The sequence below is a fragment of the Caulobacter sp. GW822-FHT07D08 genome (genome assembly GCF_058798735.1).
Window position 1 is genome coordinate 51,113 of record NZ_JBXAKU010000014.1, and the last position, 15,558, is coordinate 66,670.

18 protein-coding genes are annotated in these 15,558 nt (G+C 68.2%); 8 read left to right on the top strand and 10 right to left on the bottom strand.

Features of this window, described 5'->3' with window-relative positions:
* Together AC1RJ9_RS21330 and upp are read left to right on the top strand one after the other, a co-directional pair.
* On the top strand, positions 1-2,169 hold the full coding sequence (locus AC1RJ9_RS21330) for a xanthine dehydrogenase family protein molybdopterin-binding subunit (protein WP_492839962.1): 2,169 nt from the start codon (positions 1-3) through the stop codon (positions 2,167-2,169).
* 32 nt (positions 2,170-2,201) lie between these two features.
* Positions 2,202-2,831 carry a uracil phosphoribosyltransferase gene (gene upp / locus AC1RJ9_RS21335; protein ID WP_492839963.1) on the top strand — a complete coding sequence of 210 codons (630 nt, stop codon included), beginning with the start codon at positions 2,202-2,204 and terminating at the stop codon, positions 2,829-2,831.
* Positions 2,832-2,930: 99 nt separating this feature from the next.
* Here the strand turns inward: upp and AC1RJ9_RS21340 are convergent, their stop codons facing one another.
* Both AC1RJ9_RS21340 and AC1RJ9_RS21345 read right to left on the bottom strand, forming a co-directional pair.
* Complete coding sequence (locus AC1RJ9_RS21340; protein WP_492839964.1) at positions 2,931-3,164, bottom strand: CsbD family protein; 234 nt, start codon at positions 3,162-3,164, stop codon at positions 2,931-2,933.
* A 56-nt stretch (positions 3,165-3,220) separates the two neighbouring features.
* A complete protein-coding gene (locus tag AC1RJ9_RS21345) occupies positions 3,221-4,138 on the bottom strand; it encodes a 5'-methylthioadenosine/S-adenosylhomocysteine nucleosidase (protein ID WP_492839965.1) in 918 nt (305 codons plus the stop codon).
* Positions 4,139-4,286: 148 nt separating this feature from the next.
* Between AC1RJ9_RS21345 and AC1RJ9_RS21350 the strand changes: the two genes are divergently transcribed.
* A complete protein-coding gene (locus AC1RJ9_RS21350) occupies positions 4,287-4,664 on the top strand; it encodes a response regulator (protein WP_492839966.1) in 378 nt (125 codons plus the stop codon).
* Positions 4,665-4,666: 2 nt separating this feature from the next.
* Here AC1RJ9_RS21350 and AC1RJ9_RS21355 read toward each other — a convergent pair whose 3' ends face one another.
* From AC1RJ9_RS21355 to AC1RJ9_RS21370, 4 genes are read right to left on the bottom strand one after another with little or no spacing between them, the layout of a single operon-like run.
* Positions 4,667-4,966: a hypothetical protein gene (locus tag AC1RJ9_RS21355; RefSeq protein WP_492839967.1), complete on the bottom strand. Its 300-nt coding sequence runs from the start codon at positions 4,964-4,966 to the stop codon at positions 4,667-4,669.
* Positions 4,903-5,226, bottom strand: a complete 324-nt coding sequence (locus AC1RJ9_RS21360) for a hypothetical protein (RefSeq protein ID WP_492839968.1) — start codon at positions 5,224-5,226, stop codon at positions 4,903-4,905. The genes AC1RJ9_RS21355 and AC1RJ9_RS21360 overlap by 64 nt, the downstream gene beginning before the upstream one ends.
* Positions 5,226-6,503, bottom strand: a complete 1,278-nt coding sequence (locus AC1RJ9_RS21365; protein WP_492839969.1) for a metal-dependent hydrolase family protein — start codon at positions 6,501-6,503, stop codon at positions 5,226-5,228. The genes AC1RJ9_RS21360 and AC1RJ9_RS21365 overlap by 1 nt, the downstream gene beginning before the upstream one ends.
* A 60-nt stretch (positions 6,504-6,563) precedes the next feature.
* Positions 6,564-7,001, bottom strand: a complete 438-nt coding sequence (locus AC1RJ9_RS21370; RefSeq protein ID WP_492839970.1) for an acetyltransferase — start codon at positions 6,999-7,001, stop codon at positions 6,564-6,566.
* A 175-nt stretch (positions 7,002-7,176) separates the two neighbouring features.
* Here AC1RJ9_RS21370 and AC1RJ9_RS21375 point away from each other — a divergent pair, with 175 nt between their 5' ends.
* Positions 7,177-7,311, top strand: a complete 135-nt coding sequence (locus AC1RJ9_RS21375; RefSeq protein ID WP_492839971.1) for a hypothetical protein — start codon at positions 7,177-7,179, stop codon at positions 7,309-7,311.
* Positions 7,312-7,524: 213 nt separating this feature from the next.
* Here the strand turns inward: AC1RJ9_RS21375 and AC1RJ9_RS21380 are convergent, their stop codons facing one another.
* The 3 genes from AC1RJ9_RS21380 to AC1RJ9_RS21390 all read right to left on the bottom strand — a co-directional run bounded on the left by AC1RJ9_RS21380 (position 7,525) and on the right by AC1RJ9_RS21390 (position 10,336).
* Positions 7,525-9,021 carry a phosphomannomutase/phosphoglucomutase gene (locus AC1RJ9_RS21380; RefSeq protein WP_492839972.1) on the bottom strand — a complete coding sequence of 499 codons (1,497 nt, stop codon included), beginning with the start codon at positions 9,019-9,021 and terminating at the stop codon, positions 7,525-7,527.
* 98 nt (positions 9,022-9,119) lie between these two features.
* Positions 9,120-10,076 (bottom strand): KpsF/GutQ family sugar-phosphate isomerase, encoded by a 957-nt coding sequence (locus AC1RJ9_RS21385; RefSeq protein ID WP_492839973.1) that lies wholly within the window; start codon positions 10,074-10,076, stop codon positions 9,120-9,122.
* Positions 10,073-10,336, bottom strand: a complete 264-nt coding sequence (locus AC1RJ9_RS21390; RefSeq protein ID WP_492840041.1) for a hypothetical protein — start codon at positions 10,334-10,336, stop codon at positions 10,073-10,075. The genes AC1RJ9_RS21385 and AC1RJ9_RS21390 overlap by 4 nt, the downstream gene beginning before the upstream one ends.
* Positions 10,337-10,499: 163 nt before the next feature.
* On the opposite strand from AC1RJ9_RS21390, the gene gpmA reads away from it, so the two are divergent.
* The 3 genes from gpmA to AC1RJ9_RS21405 all read left to right on the top strand — a co-directional run bounded on the left by gpmA (position 10,500) and on the right by AC1RJ9_RS21405 (position 13,929).
* Entirely contained in the window at positions 10,500-11,213 is a 714-nt protein-coding gene (gene gpmA, locus AC1RJ9_RS21395) for a 2,3-diphosphoglycerate-dependent phosphoglycerate mutase (RefSeq protein ID WP_492839974.1), read from the top strand.
* A gap of 93 nt (positions 11,214-11,306) precedes the next feature.
* Complete coding sequence (locus AC1RJ9_RS21400; protein ID WP_492839975.1) at positions 11,307-12,566, top strand: pentapeptide repeat-containing protein; 1,260 nt, start codon at positions 11,307-11,309, stop codon at positions 12,564-12,566.
* 100 nt (positions 12,567-12,666) lie between these two features.
* Positions 12,667-13,929, top strand: a complete 1,263-nt coding sequence (locus tag AC1RJ9_RS21405; RefSeq protein WP_492839976.1) for a pentapeptide repeat-containing protein — start codon at positions 12,667-12,669, stop codon at positions 13,927-13,929.
* A 74-nt stretch (positions 13,930-14,003) separates the two neighbouring features.
* Here AC1RJ9_RS21405 and AC1RJ9_RS21410 read toward each other — a convergent pair whose 3' ends face one another.
* Positions 14,004-14,465 carry an Hsp20 family protein gene (locus AC1RJ9_RS21410; RefSeq protein WP_492839977.1) on the bottom strand — a complete coding sequence of 154 codons (462 nt, stop codon included), beginning with the start codon at positions 14,463-14,465 and terminating at the stop codon, positions 14,004-14,006.
* Between the two features lie 234 nt (positions 14,466-14,699).
* Here AC1RJ9_RS21410 and AC1RJ9_RS21415 point away from each other — a divergent pair, with 234 nt between their 5' ends.
* Positions 14,700-15,542, top strand: coding sequence for a class I SAM-dependent methyltransferase (locus AC1RJ9_RS21415; RefSeq protein ID WP_492839978.1), 843 nt, complete (start codon positions 14,700-14,702; stop codon positions 15,540-15,542).
* Positions 15,543-15,558 lie beyond the last annotated feature (16 nt).

Consider the following 15,558-nt stretch of genomic DNA (forward strand, 5'->3'; position numbering starts at 1 on the left):
ATGGATGGCGAATTCCCGCGCGATCTCACTCGCCGCTTCGTCCTCAAGAGCGGCGCGGCCGCCGGCGGCGGCCTGCTGCTGAGCTTCACCATGGCCGCCGTGGGGCATGCGGCCGAGGCCAAGCAGATCAACGCCTATGTCCGCATCGCCCCGGACGGCAAGGTGACGATCGCTTCGAAGGTCCCGGAGGTCGGGCAGGGCATCAAGACCGCCCTGCCGATGCTGATCACCGAGGAGCTGGACGTCGAGTGGTCGGCCGTGACGGTCGAGCAGGCCCTGGCCGACGCCAAGGTCTATGGCCGCCAGGTGGCCGGCGGCAGCATGGCCACGACCCTGGAATATGACGGCCTGCGCCGCGTCGGCGCGACCGTGCGGGCGCTGCTGATCCAGGCCGCCGCCGCGCGCTGGAACGTTCCGGTCGATAGCTGCAAGACCGAGCCGGGCTTCGTCGTCTCGGGCAAGAACCGCGCGTCCTATGGCGATCTGGCGGAAGCCGCCGCCGCCCTCACGCCGCCCGATCCCAAGACCCTGGTCCTGAAGGATCCGAAGGCCTTCCGGATCATCGGCCAGAGCCACAAGAGCCAGAACCTCGACGCCATCACCACGGGCCAGCCGCTGTACGGCGTCGATATCGTTGTGCCCGGCATGCTGTTCGCCACCTTCGTCAAGGCGCCGGTCTATGGGGCCAAGGTGGCCAGCGTCGACCTCGCCCCGGCCAAGGCGGTCAAGGGTGTACGCGACGCCTTCATCATCGAGGGCGGGACCAACCTCAACGGCCTGCTGCCCGGCGTGGCGGTGGTGGCCGACAGCTGGTGGGCGGCGCGCAAGGGCCGCAACGCCCTGGAGATCCAGTGGGCCCAGCACCCCACCGCCGGCCAGTCCAGCGCCGGCTTCGCCGCCAAGGCCGCCGAGTTGGCCAAGGCCCCGCCGCAGCGCACCGACCGTTCGGACGGCGATGTCGACGCGGCCTTGAAGGGCGCGGCCAAGGTCGTCAGCGCCGCCTACAGCTATCCCTTCATCGCCCACGCGCCGCTGGAGCCGCAGAACTGCACCGCCAGCGTCAAGGACGGCAAGGTCGAGATCTGGGCCCCGACCCAGAACCCCGAGCCCGGTCGCAAGCTAGTCGCCGCCGCCCTGAACGTGCCGGAGGAGGCGATCACTATCCACCTCGTCCGAGGCGGCGGCGGTTTCGGCCGGCGGCTGAACAACGACTACATGGTCGAGGCCGCGGCGATCGCCGCCAAGGTCGGCGCGCCCATCAAGCTGATCTGGACGCGCGAGGACGACACGCGCCACGACTTCTACCGTCCGGGGGCCTGGCACAACCTGACCGCCGGCCTGGACGCCTCCGGCAAGGTCACGGCCTGGAAGGACCACTTCGTCAGCTTCGGCGAGGGCGACAAGTTCGCGCCCAGCTGCGGCTTCAACGCCACCCAGTTCCCGTGCCGGGCGGTGGACAACTACCGCGTCGACGTCTCGGTCATGCCGCTGGGCGTGCCGACCGGGCCGCTGCGGGCGCCGGGCAACAACGCCTTCGGCTTCGTGCTGCAGAGCTTCACCGACGAACTGGCCGTCGCCGCCGGCAAGGACCCGGTCGTGTTCCGTCGCGAACTCCTGGGCGAGCCGCGTCTGCTGGGCGAGCCGGGCAAGGGCGACAGCTTCCACACCGGCCGGATGCGCGGGGTTCTGGACCTCGTGGCCGAGAAGTCCGGCTGGGGCCGGGCGCTGCCCAAGGGCTCGGGCCTGGGCGTGGCCTGCCACTACAGCCACCTGGGCTATGTGGCGGTGGTCATGCAGGTGACGGTCAAGGACGGCGCGCTGAAGATCGACAAGGTCTGGGCCGCCGCCGACGTCGGCCGCCAGATCGTCAATCCGAACGGGGCCGAGCAGCAGATGCAGGGCTCGATCCTCGACGCCATCGGCTCGACCCTGCGCCAGGAGATCACCTTCGAGAACGGCGCGGCCAAGCAGGGCAATTTCAACACCTTCCCGCTGCTGCGCATGGCCGACGCGCCGGACGTCGAGGTGCACTTCAAGCTGTCGGACAACAATCCGACCGGCCTGGGCGAGCCGGCCTATCCGCCGACCCCGGCGGCGCTGTGCAACGCCATCTTCGCCGCCACCGGCAAGCGCATCCGCAGCTTGCCGATCGGCGACCAACTGGCCTAGGACCGGAGGATATTTCCAAAGCGAGCGCGCTCATGTCCCAGGTCACCGTCGTCAGCCACCCGCTCGTCCAGCACAAGCTGACCAAGATGCGGGACAAGCGGACCTCGACGAAGACCTTCCGGGCCCTGATGCGCGAGGTCGCGACCCTGATCTGCTACGAGATCACCCGCGACCTGCCGATGGATGCGGTCCAGATCGAGACGCCGGTCGCCCCGACCACGGCCTATGAGATCGCCGGCAAGAAGCTGGTCTTCGCCCCGATCCTGCGCGCGGGGCTGGGGATGTGCGAAGGGATGCTGGACCTGGTGCCGTCGGCGCGCGTGGCCCATATCGGCCTCTACCGCGATCACGAGACGCTGGAGGCGGTCGAGTACTATTTCAAGGCGCCGGAGGACATCGCCGGCCGCCTGGTCATCGTCGTCGATCCGATGCTGGCCACGGGCCATTCGGCCATCGCGGCGATCTCGCGGCTGAAGGCCGCCGGCGTCGCCAATCTGCGCTTCGTCTGCCTGCTGGCGGCCCAGCCGGGCGTCGAGGCGCTGCAGGCCGCGCACCCCGACGTGCCGATCTGGACGGCGGCGGTCGACGCGACGCTGAACGAGCACGGCTACATCGTGCCGGGCCTGGGCGACGCCGGCGACCGGACGTTCGGGACGCGTTGATGAGTCGAAACCTCGCCCTTCGGCAAGCTCAGGGTGAGGTTTGGCGCGGAGTAGCCCTCACCCTGAGCCTGTCGAAGGGCGAGGGCGGGCCACTCGTCGCTACTTCTTGGCGTCCTTGACGGCGTCCTTCAGCTCGCCCTGCTTCAGGTTGCCGGCGACCTTGTCCTTCTTGCCTTCGTTCTTCAGGTCCTTGTCGCCGACGACCTCGCCGACGCCGGACTCGACCTTGCCGATCGTTTCCTGCTTGCGGCCGGCTTCCTTGTCGCAGGCGCTCAAGGTCGTCAGCGCGATCATCGAGGCCAGGGCGAAGGCGAGGGGACGTTGCAGGGTCATGGGTAAAGCTCCGTGTTGTCCGCAAGGAACGCAAACGGAGCCCTAGCGATCCGGGCCTAGTTCGGCAGCGCCTTGACGAAGGCCTTCACCACGGTCGCGGAGTTGTCCGAGGCGAGAGCCATGAAGGTGTGCATCTCGTTCGCCCCCGCCCCGCCGCCAGCTAGGTCCGACAGGCTGCGGAAGGCGATGAACGGGGTTGCGTTGACCAGGGCCACGTGGGCGACGGCGGCGCTCTCCATGTCCACGACGCGAGCCTCGAAGGTCGCGCGCAGGTATTTGCGGTAGCCGGCGTTGTCGAGGAACACCGGGGCCGAGACGCCGTTGCCGCCCACCACCACCTTGGGCGGATGGACCAGGCACTTGTCGACGGCGCAGCGTTGCAAAGCGACCTCGGCGGCGACCTTGCGGGCGGTGGCCAGCAGGGACGGATCGGCCGGGAACCAGACGCGGGCCGGCGCCGACAGGTCGGTCCCCGGCAGGATGATCGCGCGCGGATAGATCATCCCGAAGTTGGCGAGCGGACTGTTGCGGATGGCGGGCGAGACCTCGAAGCCCTTGTCCGTCTCGCGGGCGAAGGCGCTTTCCAGGTTCTGGGCCCACTGGTCGGCGACTACGACGTCACCGATGTCCAGACCCTCGTCGACGCCGCCGGCGATGCCGGAGAATACGATGCGGGTGATGTTGAAGCGGTCCAGCGCCATCTGGGTGGTCATGGCCGCGTTGACCATCGACACGCCGCTGAGGAACACCACGACCGGCTTGCCCTCGAGCTGACCCGTCGTGAAGCGGACGCCGTGGATGTCGAAGGTCTTCTGCTCGCTGGTCGCGGCGTTCAGCGCGCCGATTTCGGGCGGGAAGGCCGAGATCACCGCCACGCGGGGGGTCTCGTCCAATCTTTGCGCCATGGCCGGCGCGCCAACGAGGAACAGGCAGGCCAGGACGAGGGCGGCCAAGGAAGGAAAGGACGGACGCATGGCGACTCCGAGGCGAAACTGCCTCTGCTTAGCGGCCCAGCCGCTCGGCCCCAAGGGTGGAAGCCCTTCCAGCGGCCTTCATTTGAATTGTGATCGCGAAACGGGAAGTCTTTAACAGATATCCGAAACCGCGTAGGCCGTTGGCTCGATGTCCAGACGTGTTCCTCTGATCTATGTCGCCGACGACGACGCGGCGACGCTCGAGTTGGTCGAGGCCTATCTGGCCCGCGACGGGCTTGAGGTGGTGGGCTTTCCGGCCGCCGACCGGCTGATGGCGGCGATCCCCGCGCGCCGGCCCGACGCCATCCTGCTGGACGTGCGTATCCCCGGTCAGAGCGGGCTAGACGCCCTGAAGGCGCTGAAGGAGTCGGAAGCCGCCGACATCCCGGTGCTGATGCTGACCGGCGACGGCCGCCTGGACCGCATCGTGCAGGCCATGCAACTGGGCGCCAAGGGCTATGTGATGAAGCCGTTCGATGGTCCCAAGCTGGTCGCCGAAGTCCTGGCGATGCTGGAGTCCGCCTGAGGTCAGCCGATCAGGCTCTTCAGCCACGCCACGACCTCGCCGCACCACGCCAGGAAGTTCTCGAACACGCTGACGGGCCTGGCTGGAGGCGGCGGCTTGCTCTCGACCGGCGTGAACCAGCTGGGCGCGGCCGGCGGGGCGCAATTCATCCTCATGCCAACGCCCTTCAGATAGCCGCGCCGCACGCCGCCGGACTGGATGGCCTTGGCGATGGCCCGATCGTGCTTGGCCGCGCCGGTCAGGCGACGGATCCAGCCACGGAACGGCAGCAGGTCGTGGGTCGTGTCGCGGACCCCGGCCACCCCGGCGCCATAGGCCGCGTCGGCGACCTTCTTGCCGCGCGAGCGGTCGTCGGGCGGCGGGTCAGGCCCGTGAGGTCGTAGGGATCGGTGACCGCCCGGGCCAGGACCGGCGGGATCGACTTCCGCTTGAGGTTCAGGTCCTCCAGCGGCGCGGTGGCGGCGTCGCGGAAGGTGTCGTGCTGCTGCAGCGTGCCTGGGTCGGCTTCGGCGAGCGCCGGGCCGGCCAGGGTCAGCAACAGCAGGGCGGGGACCAGGCGCATCACGGCCGCCGCACGATCTGGCCGCCCTTCATGACGAAGAGGACGTCCTGGGTAGCCTCGATCGTCCGGGTCGGATCGCCCTTCACCGCCACGATGTCGGCGAGGTAGCCGGGCTTCAGCTGGCCGAGGTCATTGGCCCGGCCCAGCACCTTGGCGTCGACGGCGGTGGCGGCCAGCAGGGCCTGCGCGGGGCTCATGCCCTCCTTGACCAGCCAGACGAGTTCGCGGGCGTTGTCGCCGTGCCTGAAGACGCCGACGTCGCTGCCCATGCCGATGGTGACGCCGTTCTTCACCGCCAACTTGAAGGCGCGCTCGGCGTTGACCATGGCGGCGGTCGGCGGGGTCTTGCCGGCGACATAGCCGCCGAAATAGCTCGAGGTGCTCTCCACCGCCGTCAGGGTCGGGAAGAACACGACGCCCTTCTCGGCCATCAGCTTGAAGGTGGCGTCGCTGCCGCCATAGCCATGCTCGATGGTGTCGACGCCCGCCACGATCGCCCGGCGCATGCCTTCGTCGCTGGAGGCGTGGGCCGAGACCGGCCGGCCGCTGGAATGGGCCGCGTCGACCAGGGCCTTCAACTCCTCGATCGAGAAGGTCGGCTGGGTCGAGCCGTCTGGACCGACGCGGTAGTCGGCGTAGACCTTGATCCAGTCCGCGCCGGCGCCGGCCTGCTCGCGCACGGCCTTGATCACCTCGGACACGCCGCTGACTTCCTGCGCGCCCTGGGGCAGCTCGGCTTCGGGATTGTAGTTCTTGCGGGCCGGGCCGTACGAGCCGGTGGCCACGATCGCCTTGGTCGCCACGAACAGGCGCGGACCCGGGATCAGGCCGTCATTGATCGCCTTGCGCAGCGGAACGTCCGCCGCGCCGACGCCCTCGGTGCCGAGATCTCGCAGGGTGGTGAAGCCGGCCTCCAGCGTCGCCTTGGCCTGCACCGCCGCCCGCAGCGTGCGATAGGTCGGCGTCTCCTTCAGCACCTGATCGTCCCACAGGGTCTCGTTATAGGGATGCAGGAAGAGATGGCTGTGCAGGTCCATCAGGCCGGGGATCACGGTTGCGCCGGGCAGGTCGACGATCTCCGCGCCCGCGGCGTCGATCTGCGCGGCGGGGCCCACGGCGGCGATCTTGCCGTCCTTGACCAGCACGGCCCAGCCCTCGCGCGGCGGGCCGGCGTTCTCGGCCGTCCAGACCCGGGCGGGCTTCAGCAGCACGGGCTGGGCGGCGAGCGCGAGGCCGGGCGCCAGGATCAGGGCAAGGGCGGTGAGCAGACGGCGCATGGGACGACTCGTGTTTGACGTCACGCAGCTAAGCCGAAATCGCCCCAACCACCAAAGCGATCAGACGCCAAAGCGCAGATGGATCAGCGGGTAGGGGCGGCCCTGGCCGTCGGTGGCCGACCAGCCGATGCGTTCGAAGCCCATGTGCTCGTAAAAGCCGACGGCCTGGGCGTTCTGCTCGTTGACGTCGGTGGTCAGGACCGGGTGAACCGCCAGGGCGTAGTCGATCATCATGGCGCCGACGCCGGCTCCGCGATGCTGGGGATCGATGAACAGGGCCTCCATGTGGCTGTCGACGATCAGCATGAAGCCCAGCGGTCGATCGCGGTCGTCGACGGCCAGCATCAGCGGCGCGGTCGGCAGGAAGCGCTCGACGTCGCGACCGATCGCGGCCCGGTCCTCCAGCGTTAGAAAGTCATGGGTGGCGTCGACGGCGGCGGCCCAGATCTCGACGACGCGAGCGCCGTCTTCCGGACGCGAGGGGCGGAGCTTGATCATGGCGGTGACCTAACCCGCCGCCGCTTTCCGCGCCAGCCGATCGGCCGGTTCCGACATATTTCGCGGCGCCCCTGATAAACTGGGCCTTCGCTCCCCATATGAAAGTTCAGTCGCCGTCGGGAGCGAACCGCATCGCGGTCAACGCTCGGACTTGGCGACGTATGAGACTTCCTCAATGATCTGGCTTTTCCAGCTTTCGGTCGCCTGCGTCGCCGCGGCGGCGCTGATGCTTCCCATCTTCCGTTTCTTCATCGTGTCGCCGAGCCGCGCCCGCGCGTCGCACCGCCCGTCCAAGGCGACGCCGCGATGAAAACCTATTCAGGCACGCTGCCCTCGCCCCTGCGCGGACTGAACGACCCCCGCTCGACCGGCGGCCCGCCGCCCCTGAAGCGCGTGGATACCGTCGCGCAACGGGGCACCAAGACGTCTTGATAAGGACGTCTGATCTCCGGCGGTTGAACGTCCAATGACAAAGGGCCGGCGCTGATGCGCCGGCCCTTTCTCGTTAAGCCGTTAGAACCGGTCAGATTTCCTGATTGTACTTGCCGACCCGGTCGCCCAGGCGGGGCTTCACTTCCTGGCGGAACAGGGCGCGCATGTCGTCCTCGGACTGGGTGCTCTCGACGACCACCACGACCTCGGGCTTGTTTGACGAGGCGCGGACCAGGACCCACGAGCCGTCTTCCAGGTGGACGCGGACGCCGTTGACCGTGATCACCTCGGTGATCTTGCGGCCCAGGATCGAGCCGCCGGTGGCGAACAGGTCCTCGTATTCCTTCACCACGTCGGCGACCACGCCGTACTTTACCTCGTCGCCGCAGTGCGGGCTCATGGTCAGCGACGTGAAGGCCACCGGCAGGGCCTTGCGCATGTCCGACAGCTTCACGCCCGGATTGCGGTCCAGCATGGCCAGGATGGCGGCGCCGGCGGTCAGGCCGCAGTCGTAGCCGTAGCCCAGCTCGCCGTTCATGAAGAAGTGGCCGCTCTTCTCGAAGCCGGCCAGGGCCCCCAGCTCGGCGCTCTTGCGCTTGATATAGCTGTGGCCGGTCTTCCAGTAGATGACCTTGCAGCCGTGGGCGGCCAGGATCGGGTCGGTGGCGTAGAGGCCGGTCGACTTGACGTCGACCACGAAGGTCGCGCCCGGATGCAGCGGGGCTAGGTCGCGGGCCAGCATCAGGCCGATCTTGTCGGCGAAGATCTCCTCGCCCTCGTCGTCGACCACGCCGCAGCGGTCGCCGTCGCCGTCGAAGCCAAAGGCCAGGTCCGCCTTGGTCTCACGGACGGCGTGGGCCATCGCGTGCAGCATCTCGGCGTCTTCGGGGTTGGGATTGTATTTCGGGAAGTTGAAGTCGAGGTCGGTGTCCATCGGCACGACCTCGGCCACGCCCATCTTCTGCAGGGCCTCGACCACGAAGGCGCCGGCCGTGCCGTTGCCGCAGGCGGCGACGACCTTGAGGGGGCGGGTGATGCTGGCGCGCTTGGCGACGTCGTCGATATAGCGCTGGGCCTCGCCTTGGACGCGGATCAGCTTGCCGCCGTCGCGCTCGACGAACTCGGCGCCCAGCACGATGGCCTTCAGGCGGCTCATCTCGTCGGGGCCGAAGGTCAGCGGACGCTGGGCGCCCATCTTCACGCCGGTCCAGCCGTTCTCGTTGTGGCTGGCGGTGACCATGGCCACGCAGGGGATGTCGAGGTCGAACTGGGCGAAATAGGCGGTCGGCGACAGGGCCAGGCCGATGTCGTGGACCTCGCAGCCGGCGCTGATCAGGCCCAGCATCAGGGCGTTCTTGATCGAGGTCGAGTACGAGCGGAAGTCGTGGCCGACCACGATCTTCGACTGACCCAGTTCGTGGATGTAGGTGCCGAGACCCAGGCCCAGCGCCTGAACGCCCAGAAGGTTGATCTCGGGCCCGAACAGCCAGCGCGCGTCGTACTCGCGAAAGCCGGTCGCCTTGACCAACGGCTCGTTCTCGTAGGCGGCGGTATTCGGGACGAGGTCGGAGCGCGGCGCGGAGAACATCGAAAGCTCGCTTCAGTTTAGGTGACGTGGCTTTAGCCGCCCAGAGACCGGGCGACTAGCGCGTTCACATGACAAAGTTCGATAAAGTCGAATGTGACCTAGATCACGCCGGCCCGGAGTAGGTCGTGAACATGCAGCACGCCGACTGGGCGTCCGGCGTCGACCACGAACAGCACGGTGATGCGGCGCTCGTTCATGACCTTCAGCGCCTCGGCGGCCAGGGCGCCAGGCGCGATGATCAGCGGATGCTGGGTCATGACCTGGCCGGCCGTGTGCTGAAGAAGGCCGTCCATGTGCCGGCGCAGGTCGCCGTCGGTGATCAGGCCGGTCAGCAGGCCCGCGTCGTCGACGACGCCGACCGCGCCGAAGCGCTTCTCGCTCATCACCAGCAGGGCGTCGGGCATGGCCGCGTCGGCGCTGATCAGCGGCAGCTCGTCCTGCCCATGCATCAGGTCGGCGACGGTGCGCAACATGGCGCCCAGCTTGCCGCCTGGGTGGAAGACGCGGAAGTCGCTGGCCGTGAAGCCTCGCCGCTCCAGCAAGGCCACGGCCAGGGCGTCGCCTAGAGCGATCTGTAGGGTCGTCGACGTGGTCGGCGCATTGACCTCGGCCGTGGCCTCCGGCGCGTCGGGCAGCAGCAGCAGGATGTCCGCCGCCTGGCCCAGCGGGCTGTCGGCCACGGCGGTCATGGCCACCAGCGGGATCGAAAAGCGCTTGGCGTAGGCCAGGGTGTCGGAGAGCTCGCGCCCCGCGCCCGACTTCGACAGGGCCAGGATCACGTCGTCGGGACCGATCATGCCGAGGTCGCCATGGCTGGCTTCGGCCGGGTGGACGAACATGGCCGAGGTGCCGGTCGAGGCCAGGGTGGCGGCGATCTTGCGCGCCACGTGGCCAGACTTGCCCATGCCGGTGCAGACGACCCGGCCCTTGGCGTCGAACACGGCCTCGACCGCGCGGACGAAGGTCTCGCCCAGCGACTCGGCCAGGGTGTTGAGCGCGTCGGCCTCCCTGCTCAGCACGCGACGGCCGACCGCGACGGCGTCGAAAGCGCTCATTGCGGGGCCTGGGGCGGGGCCTGGGGCGGAACGGGCGGCGGCGCCTGGGTCGGCATCTGGCCCACGGCCTCGACAGCCTTCTTGGCGGCCTGGTCGCGGCGGATCGCGGCGTCCTTCTCCTTTTGGATCCGGGCCTTCATCTCCGGCGTCTGCTGCACGGGCGTGTGGCCGAACGGACCCCAGGAACGGGCGCCCTGGCCTTGCGGCCAGACGAGGGACAGGGCGATCAGCGCGGCGGCGACCAGTCCCATCAGCGGCATGAAAATGCGATCAGGCATGGCCCGCCTATAGCATGCGCCGCGGCGCGGGGGAGGGGGAAGAGGAGGGAGGCGGACGTATCGCGCCTTGCTCCGCGCTTGACGCTGCGGCCGCGGAGCCTTAGCCCGCGCCCATACCTCCCCGATCCGCGAAGGAAGCCGCCCGATGCCGACCCTCGTCCTGCTCCGCCATGGCCAGAGCCAGTGGAACCTGGAAAATCGCTTCACGGGCTGGGTCGACGTCGACCTGACCGCCGAGGGCGAGGCCCAGGCCAAGAAGGGCGGCGAACTGATCAAGGCCGCCGGCATCCAGATCGACCACGCCTTCACCTCGGTCCAGACCCGGGCCATTCGCACCGGCAATCTGGCCCTGGACGCCGCCAAGCAGAGCTTCGTGCCGGTGACCAAGGACTGGCGTCTGAACGAGCGTCACTACGGCGGCCTGACGGGCCTGAACAAGGCCGAGACGGCCGAGAAGCACGGTGTCGAGCAGGTCACCGTCTGGCGCCGCTCGTATGACATCCCGCCGCCGGAGCTGGCCGCGGGCGGCGAGTACGACTTCAGCAAGGACCGTCGCTACAAGGGCGCCGATCTGCCGTCGACCGAGAGCCTGGCCACGACCCTGGTGCGCGTTCTGCCCTACTGGGAAAGCGATATCGCCCCGCACCTGAAGGCCGGCGAGACGGTCCTGATCGCGGCCCACGGCAATTCGCTGCGGGCTATCGTCAAGCATCTGTTCAACGTGCCGAACGACAAGATCGTCGGCGTCGAGATCCCAACGGGCAATCCGCTGGTCATCGAGCTCGACGACCAGCTCAAGCCGACCAGCGCTCGCTACCTGGACGAAAGCCGGGCGGAAGCTCTGCCCCAAGTTGGGTAAAATTCTGGCTAAGCTTCACCAGAAACCCTTGGAAACACGACGTTAATTTTGCTCTGCGCATGGTGATCCCCTATCCGGGATTCCATGCCAGACATGAGCGCCGCCGCCAGCACGACACAGGAATACAAGCGCCTGACGCAGCATGATGTCGACGTCATCTGCGCCAAGCACGATCGCCTGTGGTCGGCCCGCCTGGGCGGCGCGCGCGCCGTGTTCGCTTTCTGCGATCTGTCTGGCCTGTCGATGACCGGCCGCAATCTGTGCGACGCCGATTTCACCGGCGCGATGATGGTCGGCTGCGACCTGCGCAAGACCAAGTTGGACAACGCCAATCTCTACGGCGCGGACCTGCAGGGAGCGGACCTGACGGACGCCTCGATGCGTCGCGCCGACCTGCGCGGCTCCAGCCTGCGCGGCGCCAACCTGACCGGCGCCGACATGTTCGAGTCCGACCTGCGCGAAGGCTCCATCGCCGCCGCCGACCGCAAGGAAGGCTATCGCGTCATCGAGCCGGTCCATCGCGAGGCCTACGCCAAGGGCGCCAACTTGTCGGGCGCGAATCTCGAGCGTTCGCGCCTGTCGGGCATCGTCGCCACCAAGGCCGACTTCAGCGACGCGATCCTCAAGGACGCCAAGCTGGTCCGCGCCAACCTCAAGCAGGCCAATTTCAACGGGGCGAACCTGGCCGGGGCCGACCTGTCGGGCGCCAATCTGGCCGGGGCCGACCTGCGCAACACGATCCTGGTCGGCGCCAAGACCATGTCGTGGAACATCAGCGACACCAATCTGGAAGGGGCCCTGACCGACAAGCCGTCGGGCACCAGCGTCTCGGACCTGCCGTACGAGCAGATGATCGCCGACCACGCGCGGTGGATCGACACGGGCGGCGCCGAGGGCAAGCCGTCGGTGTTCGACAAGGCCGACCTGCGCAATCTGCGTTCGGTGCGGGGCTTCAACCTGACGGCCCTCTCGGCCAAGGCCGCGGTGTTCTACGGCCTCGACATGGAAGGCGTGCAGATGCAGGGCGCGCAGCTGGACGGCGCCGACCTGCGCGCCTGCAACCTGCGCCGGGCCGACCTGCGCGGCGCGCGGCTGAAGGGCGCCAAGCTGACCGGCTCGGACCTGCGCGACGCCCAGCTGGGGCCGCTGCTGATCGCCGCCGACCGCGTGCTGCCAGTGGACCTGACGGGCGCCATCCTGGCCAACGCCGATCTGGCGCGCGCCGACCTTCGCCAGGCCCGGATGGCCGGGGCGGACGTGTCGCGCGCCAACTTCACCGGAGCTCAGCTCAAGGACGTCGACCTGACCGGTGCGATCCGCCTGGCGGCGCGCGGCTTGGACGACGTGATCTGAGAAAATAACGCGACAAAAGGACGCATGCTTAACGCTTCGCTCGTCCCTCGTCGCTAGAGTGCGCGTAACTCAGAAAAGCACCTAACGGGGAACCAACGTTATGAACGCCGCGCAAAGCGTGGTCGGGCGTCGTCGCCTGAGCCAAGCCGAGCTCGACATGATCGTAACGGCGCACGAGAAATTCGTTACCGGCAAGCAGGGCGGCAAACGCGCCTCCCTACGCTTCATGCAGCTGTCGGGCCTAGATCTGTCGTTCCGGAATCTGGCTGACGCGGACCTGACCGCTTCCGTCCTCGAAAATTGCCGCATGGTCCGCACCAAGCTGGACCGCGCTAGCCTGTTTGGCTGCGACCTGCGCAAGAGCGACATGCGACAGGCCTCGCTGGTCCGCGCGGATCTGCGCGGCGCCTGCCTGCGCGGCGCCAACCTCGCCCAGGCCGACCTGACCCAGGCCGACTTCCGCGAAGGCCAGATCGCCATCCCGCATCCCCGCAAGGGCCTCGAAACCATGCGCCACGAAACCCGCCAGGGGGAGGTGGACGAGGTCAACTTCTCGGGAGCTACCCTGGACGGCTCGCAGTTCGAGGGCGTCTCCGCGTTCAAGGCCGACTTCAGCGACTGCTCGCTGAGGGGCGCCAAGCTGGCGGGCGCGAACCTCAAGGAAGCCAATCTGGTCGGGGCCATCCTCGACGGGGCCGACGTCAAGGGCTGCAATCTCGAAGGCGCGAACCTGTCGGGCGCGGTGATGGCCGGGGTCGACACCTCCACGGCCCGCACCAGCGGCGCCAGCATGACCGGCGCGGTGGTCACGGTGACCCGCGAGGCAATCGGCAAGGCTCAGGAGCTTTACAATCGCTGCCTGGGCAACCAGCGCTGGTGCCAGACCGGCGGCAAGGAGGGCGCGGCCGCCCGCCTGGACGGCGAGGACCTGCGTCCACTGGGCGACAAGCTGAAGGGCCTGCGCCTGACGGCGATGAGCGCCAAGGGCGCCTGCATGGTGGGCCTGGATCTCTCGGGCGCCCAGTTGCAGGGTGCGAACCTGCAGAACGCCGACCTGCGCATGGCCAACCTGACCAAGGCGGATCTGCGCGGCGCCCGGTTGGCCGGCGCCAACCTGACCAAGGCGGACCTGCGCCAGGCCTTCCTGTCGCCGCTGCCGCTGGGGCCGGCGCGCCAGACCCAGTCGAACCTGCAGGGCGCGCGCATGCGCTACGCCATGGTCCAGGCCGCCGATCTCAGCGAAGCCATCTTCGACGGCGCCGACCTGCGCGGCTCGGACTTCACCGGCGCGCGGATCGCCAAGGCCAGCTTCCGCGACATGGATCTGAGCCAGGTCCAGGGCCTGGATTTCTCGCTGCCCTGAACGGAAAAAGGCGGCGCATCGCTGCGCCGCCCAAGTTCAGAGGGGATTGAGGGAGACTAGGGAGAGGCGCGCCGTTAGGCGGCCTTTTCGCCTTCGATCAGGGTCGAAGCGGCTTTCGACTTGATCTCCACCGTACGGGGCTTCAGGGCCTCCGGCAGTTCACGCTTCAGCGCGATCGACAGCAGGCCGTTCGACAGATCGGCGTCTTCGACGATCAGGTAGTCGGTCAGCTGGAACTTGCGCTCGAAGTTGCGCTCGGCGAGCCCGCGGTGCAGGTACTGCTTGGCGTCGCCGTCATTGGCGGCTTTGCGGCCGGTGACGGTCAGCAGGTTTTCCTTCACCTCGACGGTCAGTTCGTCTGGCTTGAAACCGGCCACCGCGATCTCGATGCGGTAGTCGTTCTCGCCGGTGCGTTCGATGTTGTAGGGGGGATAGCCCGAGGCCGCTTCGGTGCGGGCGGCGGCGTCCAATTGGTCTGCGAGGCGGTCGAAGCCGACGAGCGAGCGGTACAGGGGCGAAAGGTCGATCGTACGCATAGGGTCAGATCCTTCTCTTCAAGCAAGGTCTTCGAATGTTTCGTCCCGTCGGCGACCCGAAATCGGCATCGCCAGGTGGTCCGGAAGGCCCGGGTGTCCAGCGCCTTCGTGAAAATAGTTGGTGAGCGGATTCCCGGGTTCAAGGGGGCGCAAGCTCGCAGAACGTGAATCGTTTGACGCAACGGCCGCCCCGGCTAAGGTCGCGGCCTCCGTTATGCCGAAGGACACGTCCCCATGCCGCTTCGCCGCCACATGCTGTTGCTCGCCGCCGCCATCACCCTGGCCGCGCCCGCCGCCTTCGCCTCGACTGATCAAGCCCTGAAGGCCGCCGTCGCCTCGCCGACCCGTCCCGCCGGCGATGTCGCCCGCGATGGCGCGCGTCACCCCGTCGAGAGCCTGACCTTCTGGGGCCTGAAGCCCAAACAGACCGTGATCGAGATCTCGCCCGGCGGCGGCTACTGGACCGAGATCCTGGCTCCCTACGCCAAGGCGACCGGCGGGACCTACGTCGCCGGTGTCGCCGATCTGTCGAACCCCAAGATCTCGGAAGGGGCCAAGAAGGGGCGCGCCGACTTCGAGGCCCGCTTCGCCGACATGGCCAGATACGGCAAGCCGCAATTCGTCAATTTCGGCGCCCAGTCGGGCCCGTTGGGCGCGCCCGGTTCGGCCGATCTCGTGCTGACTGCCCGCAACGTCCACAACTGGACCCAGGCGCCGGGCATGGCCGACAAGGTGTTCGCCGACTTCTTCGCCGTGCTGAAGCCCGGCGGCGTGCTGGCCGTCGAGGATCACCGCGCCGATCCGCGCTCGGAAAAGGACGCCGGCGCCGACGGCTATCTGAACACCGCCACCGTGATCGCCCTGGCCGAGAAAGCTGGTTTCAAGCTGGACGCCAAGTCCGAGATCAACGCCAACCCCAAGGACACCAAGGACCACCCCTTCGGCGTCTGGACCTTGCCGCCGACCAAGCGCACCGCGCCGGGCGGCCAGCCGGCCAATCCGAACTTCGACCGCGCCAAGTACGACGCGATCGGCGAGAGCGACCGCATGACCCTGCGCTTCCGCAAGCCCGCCTAGGTTTGACCCGCCTGAC

Coding starts and splice junctions, on each gene's coding strand:
- AC1RJ9_RS21330 (WP_492839962.1), top strand. CDS start 1: ATGGATGGCGAATTCCCGCGCGATCTCACTCGCCGCTTCGTCCTCAAG.
- upp (WP_492839963.1), top strand. CDS start 2,202: ATGTCCCAGGTCACCGTCGTCAGCCACCCGCTCGTCCAGCACAAGCTG.
- AC1RJ9_RS21340 (WP_492839964.1), bottom strand. CDS start 3,164: ATGACCCTGCAACGTCCCCTCGCCTTCGCCCTGGCCTCGATGATCGCG.
- AC1RJ9_RS21345 (WP_492839965.1), bottom strand. CDS start 4,138: ATGCGTCCGTCCTTTCCTTCCTTGGCCGCCCTCGTCCTGGCCTGCCTG.
- AC1RJ9_RS21350 (WP_492839966.1), top strand. CDS start 4,287: ATGTCCAGACGTGTTCCTCTGATCTATGTCGCCGACGACGACGCGGCG.
- AC1RJ9_RS21360 (WP_492839968.1), bottom strand. CDS start 5,226: ATGCGCCTGGTCCCCGCCCTGCTGTTGCTGACCCTGGCCGGCCCGGCG.
- AC1RJ9_RS21365 (WP_492839969.1), bottom strand. CDS start 6,503: ATGCGCCGTCTGCTCACCGCCCTTGCCCTGATCCTGGCGCCCGGCCTC.
- AC1RJ9_RS21370 (WP_492839970.1), bottom strand. CDS start 7,001: ATGATCAAGCTCCGCCCCTCGCGTCCGGAAGACGGCGCTCGCGTCGTC.
- AC1RJ9_RS21375 (WP_492839971.1), top strand. CDS start 7,177: ATGATCTGGCTTTTCCAGCTTTCGGTCGCCTGCGTCGCCGCGGCGGCG.
- AC1RJ9_RS21380 (WP_492839972.1), bottom strand. CDS start 9,021: ATGTTCTCCGCGCCGCGCTCCGACCTCGTCCCGAATACCGCCGCCTAC.
- AC1RJ9_RS21385 (WP_492839973.1), bottom strand. CDS start 10,076: ATGAGCGCTTTCGACGCCGTCGCGGTCGGCCGTCGCGTGCTGAGCAGG.
- AC1RJ9_RS21390 (WP_492840041.1), bottom strand. CDS start 10,336: ATGCCGCTGATGGGACTGGTCGCCGCCGCGCTGATCGCCCTGTCCCTC.
- gpmA (WP_492839974.1), top strand. CDS start 10,500: ATGCCGACCCTCGTCCTGCTCCGCCATGGCCAGAGCCAGTGGAACCTG.
- AC1RJ9_RS21400 (WP_492839975.1), top strand. CDS start 11,307: ATGAGCGCCGCCGCCAGCACGACACAGGAATACAAGCGCCTGACGCAG.
- AC1RJ9_RS21405 (WP_492839976.1), top strand. CDS start 12,667: ATGAACGCCGCGCAAAGCGTGGTCGGGCGTCGTCGCCTGAGCCAAGCC.
- AC1RJ9_RS21410 (WP_492839977.1), bottom strand. CDS start 14,465: ATGCGTACGATCGACCTTTCGCCCCTGTACCGCTCGCTCGTCGGCTTC.
- AC1RJ9_RS21415 (WP_492839978.1), top strand. CDS start 14,700: ATGCCGCTTCGCCGCCACATGCTGTTGCTCGCCGCCGCCATCACCCTG.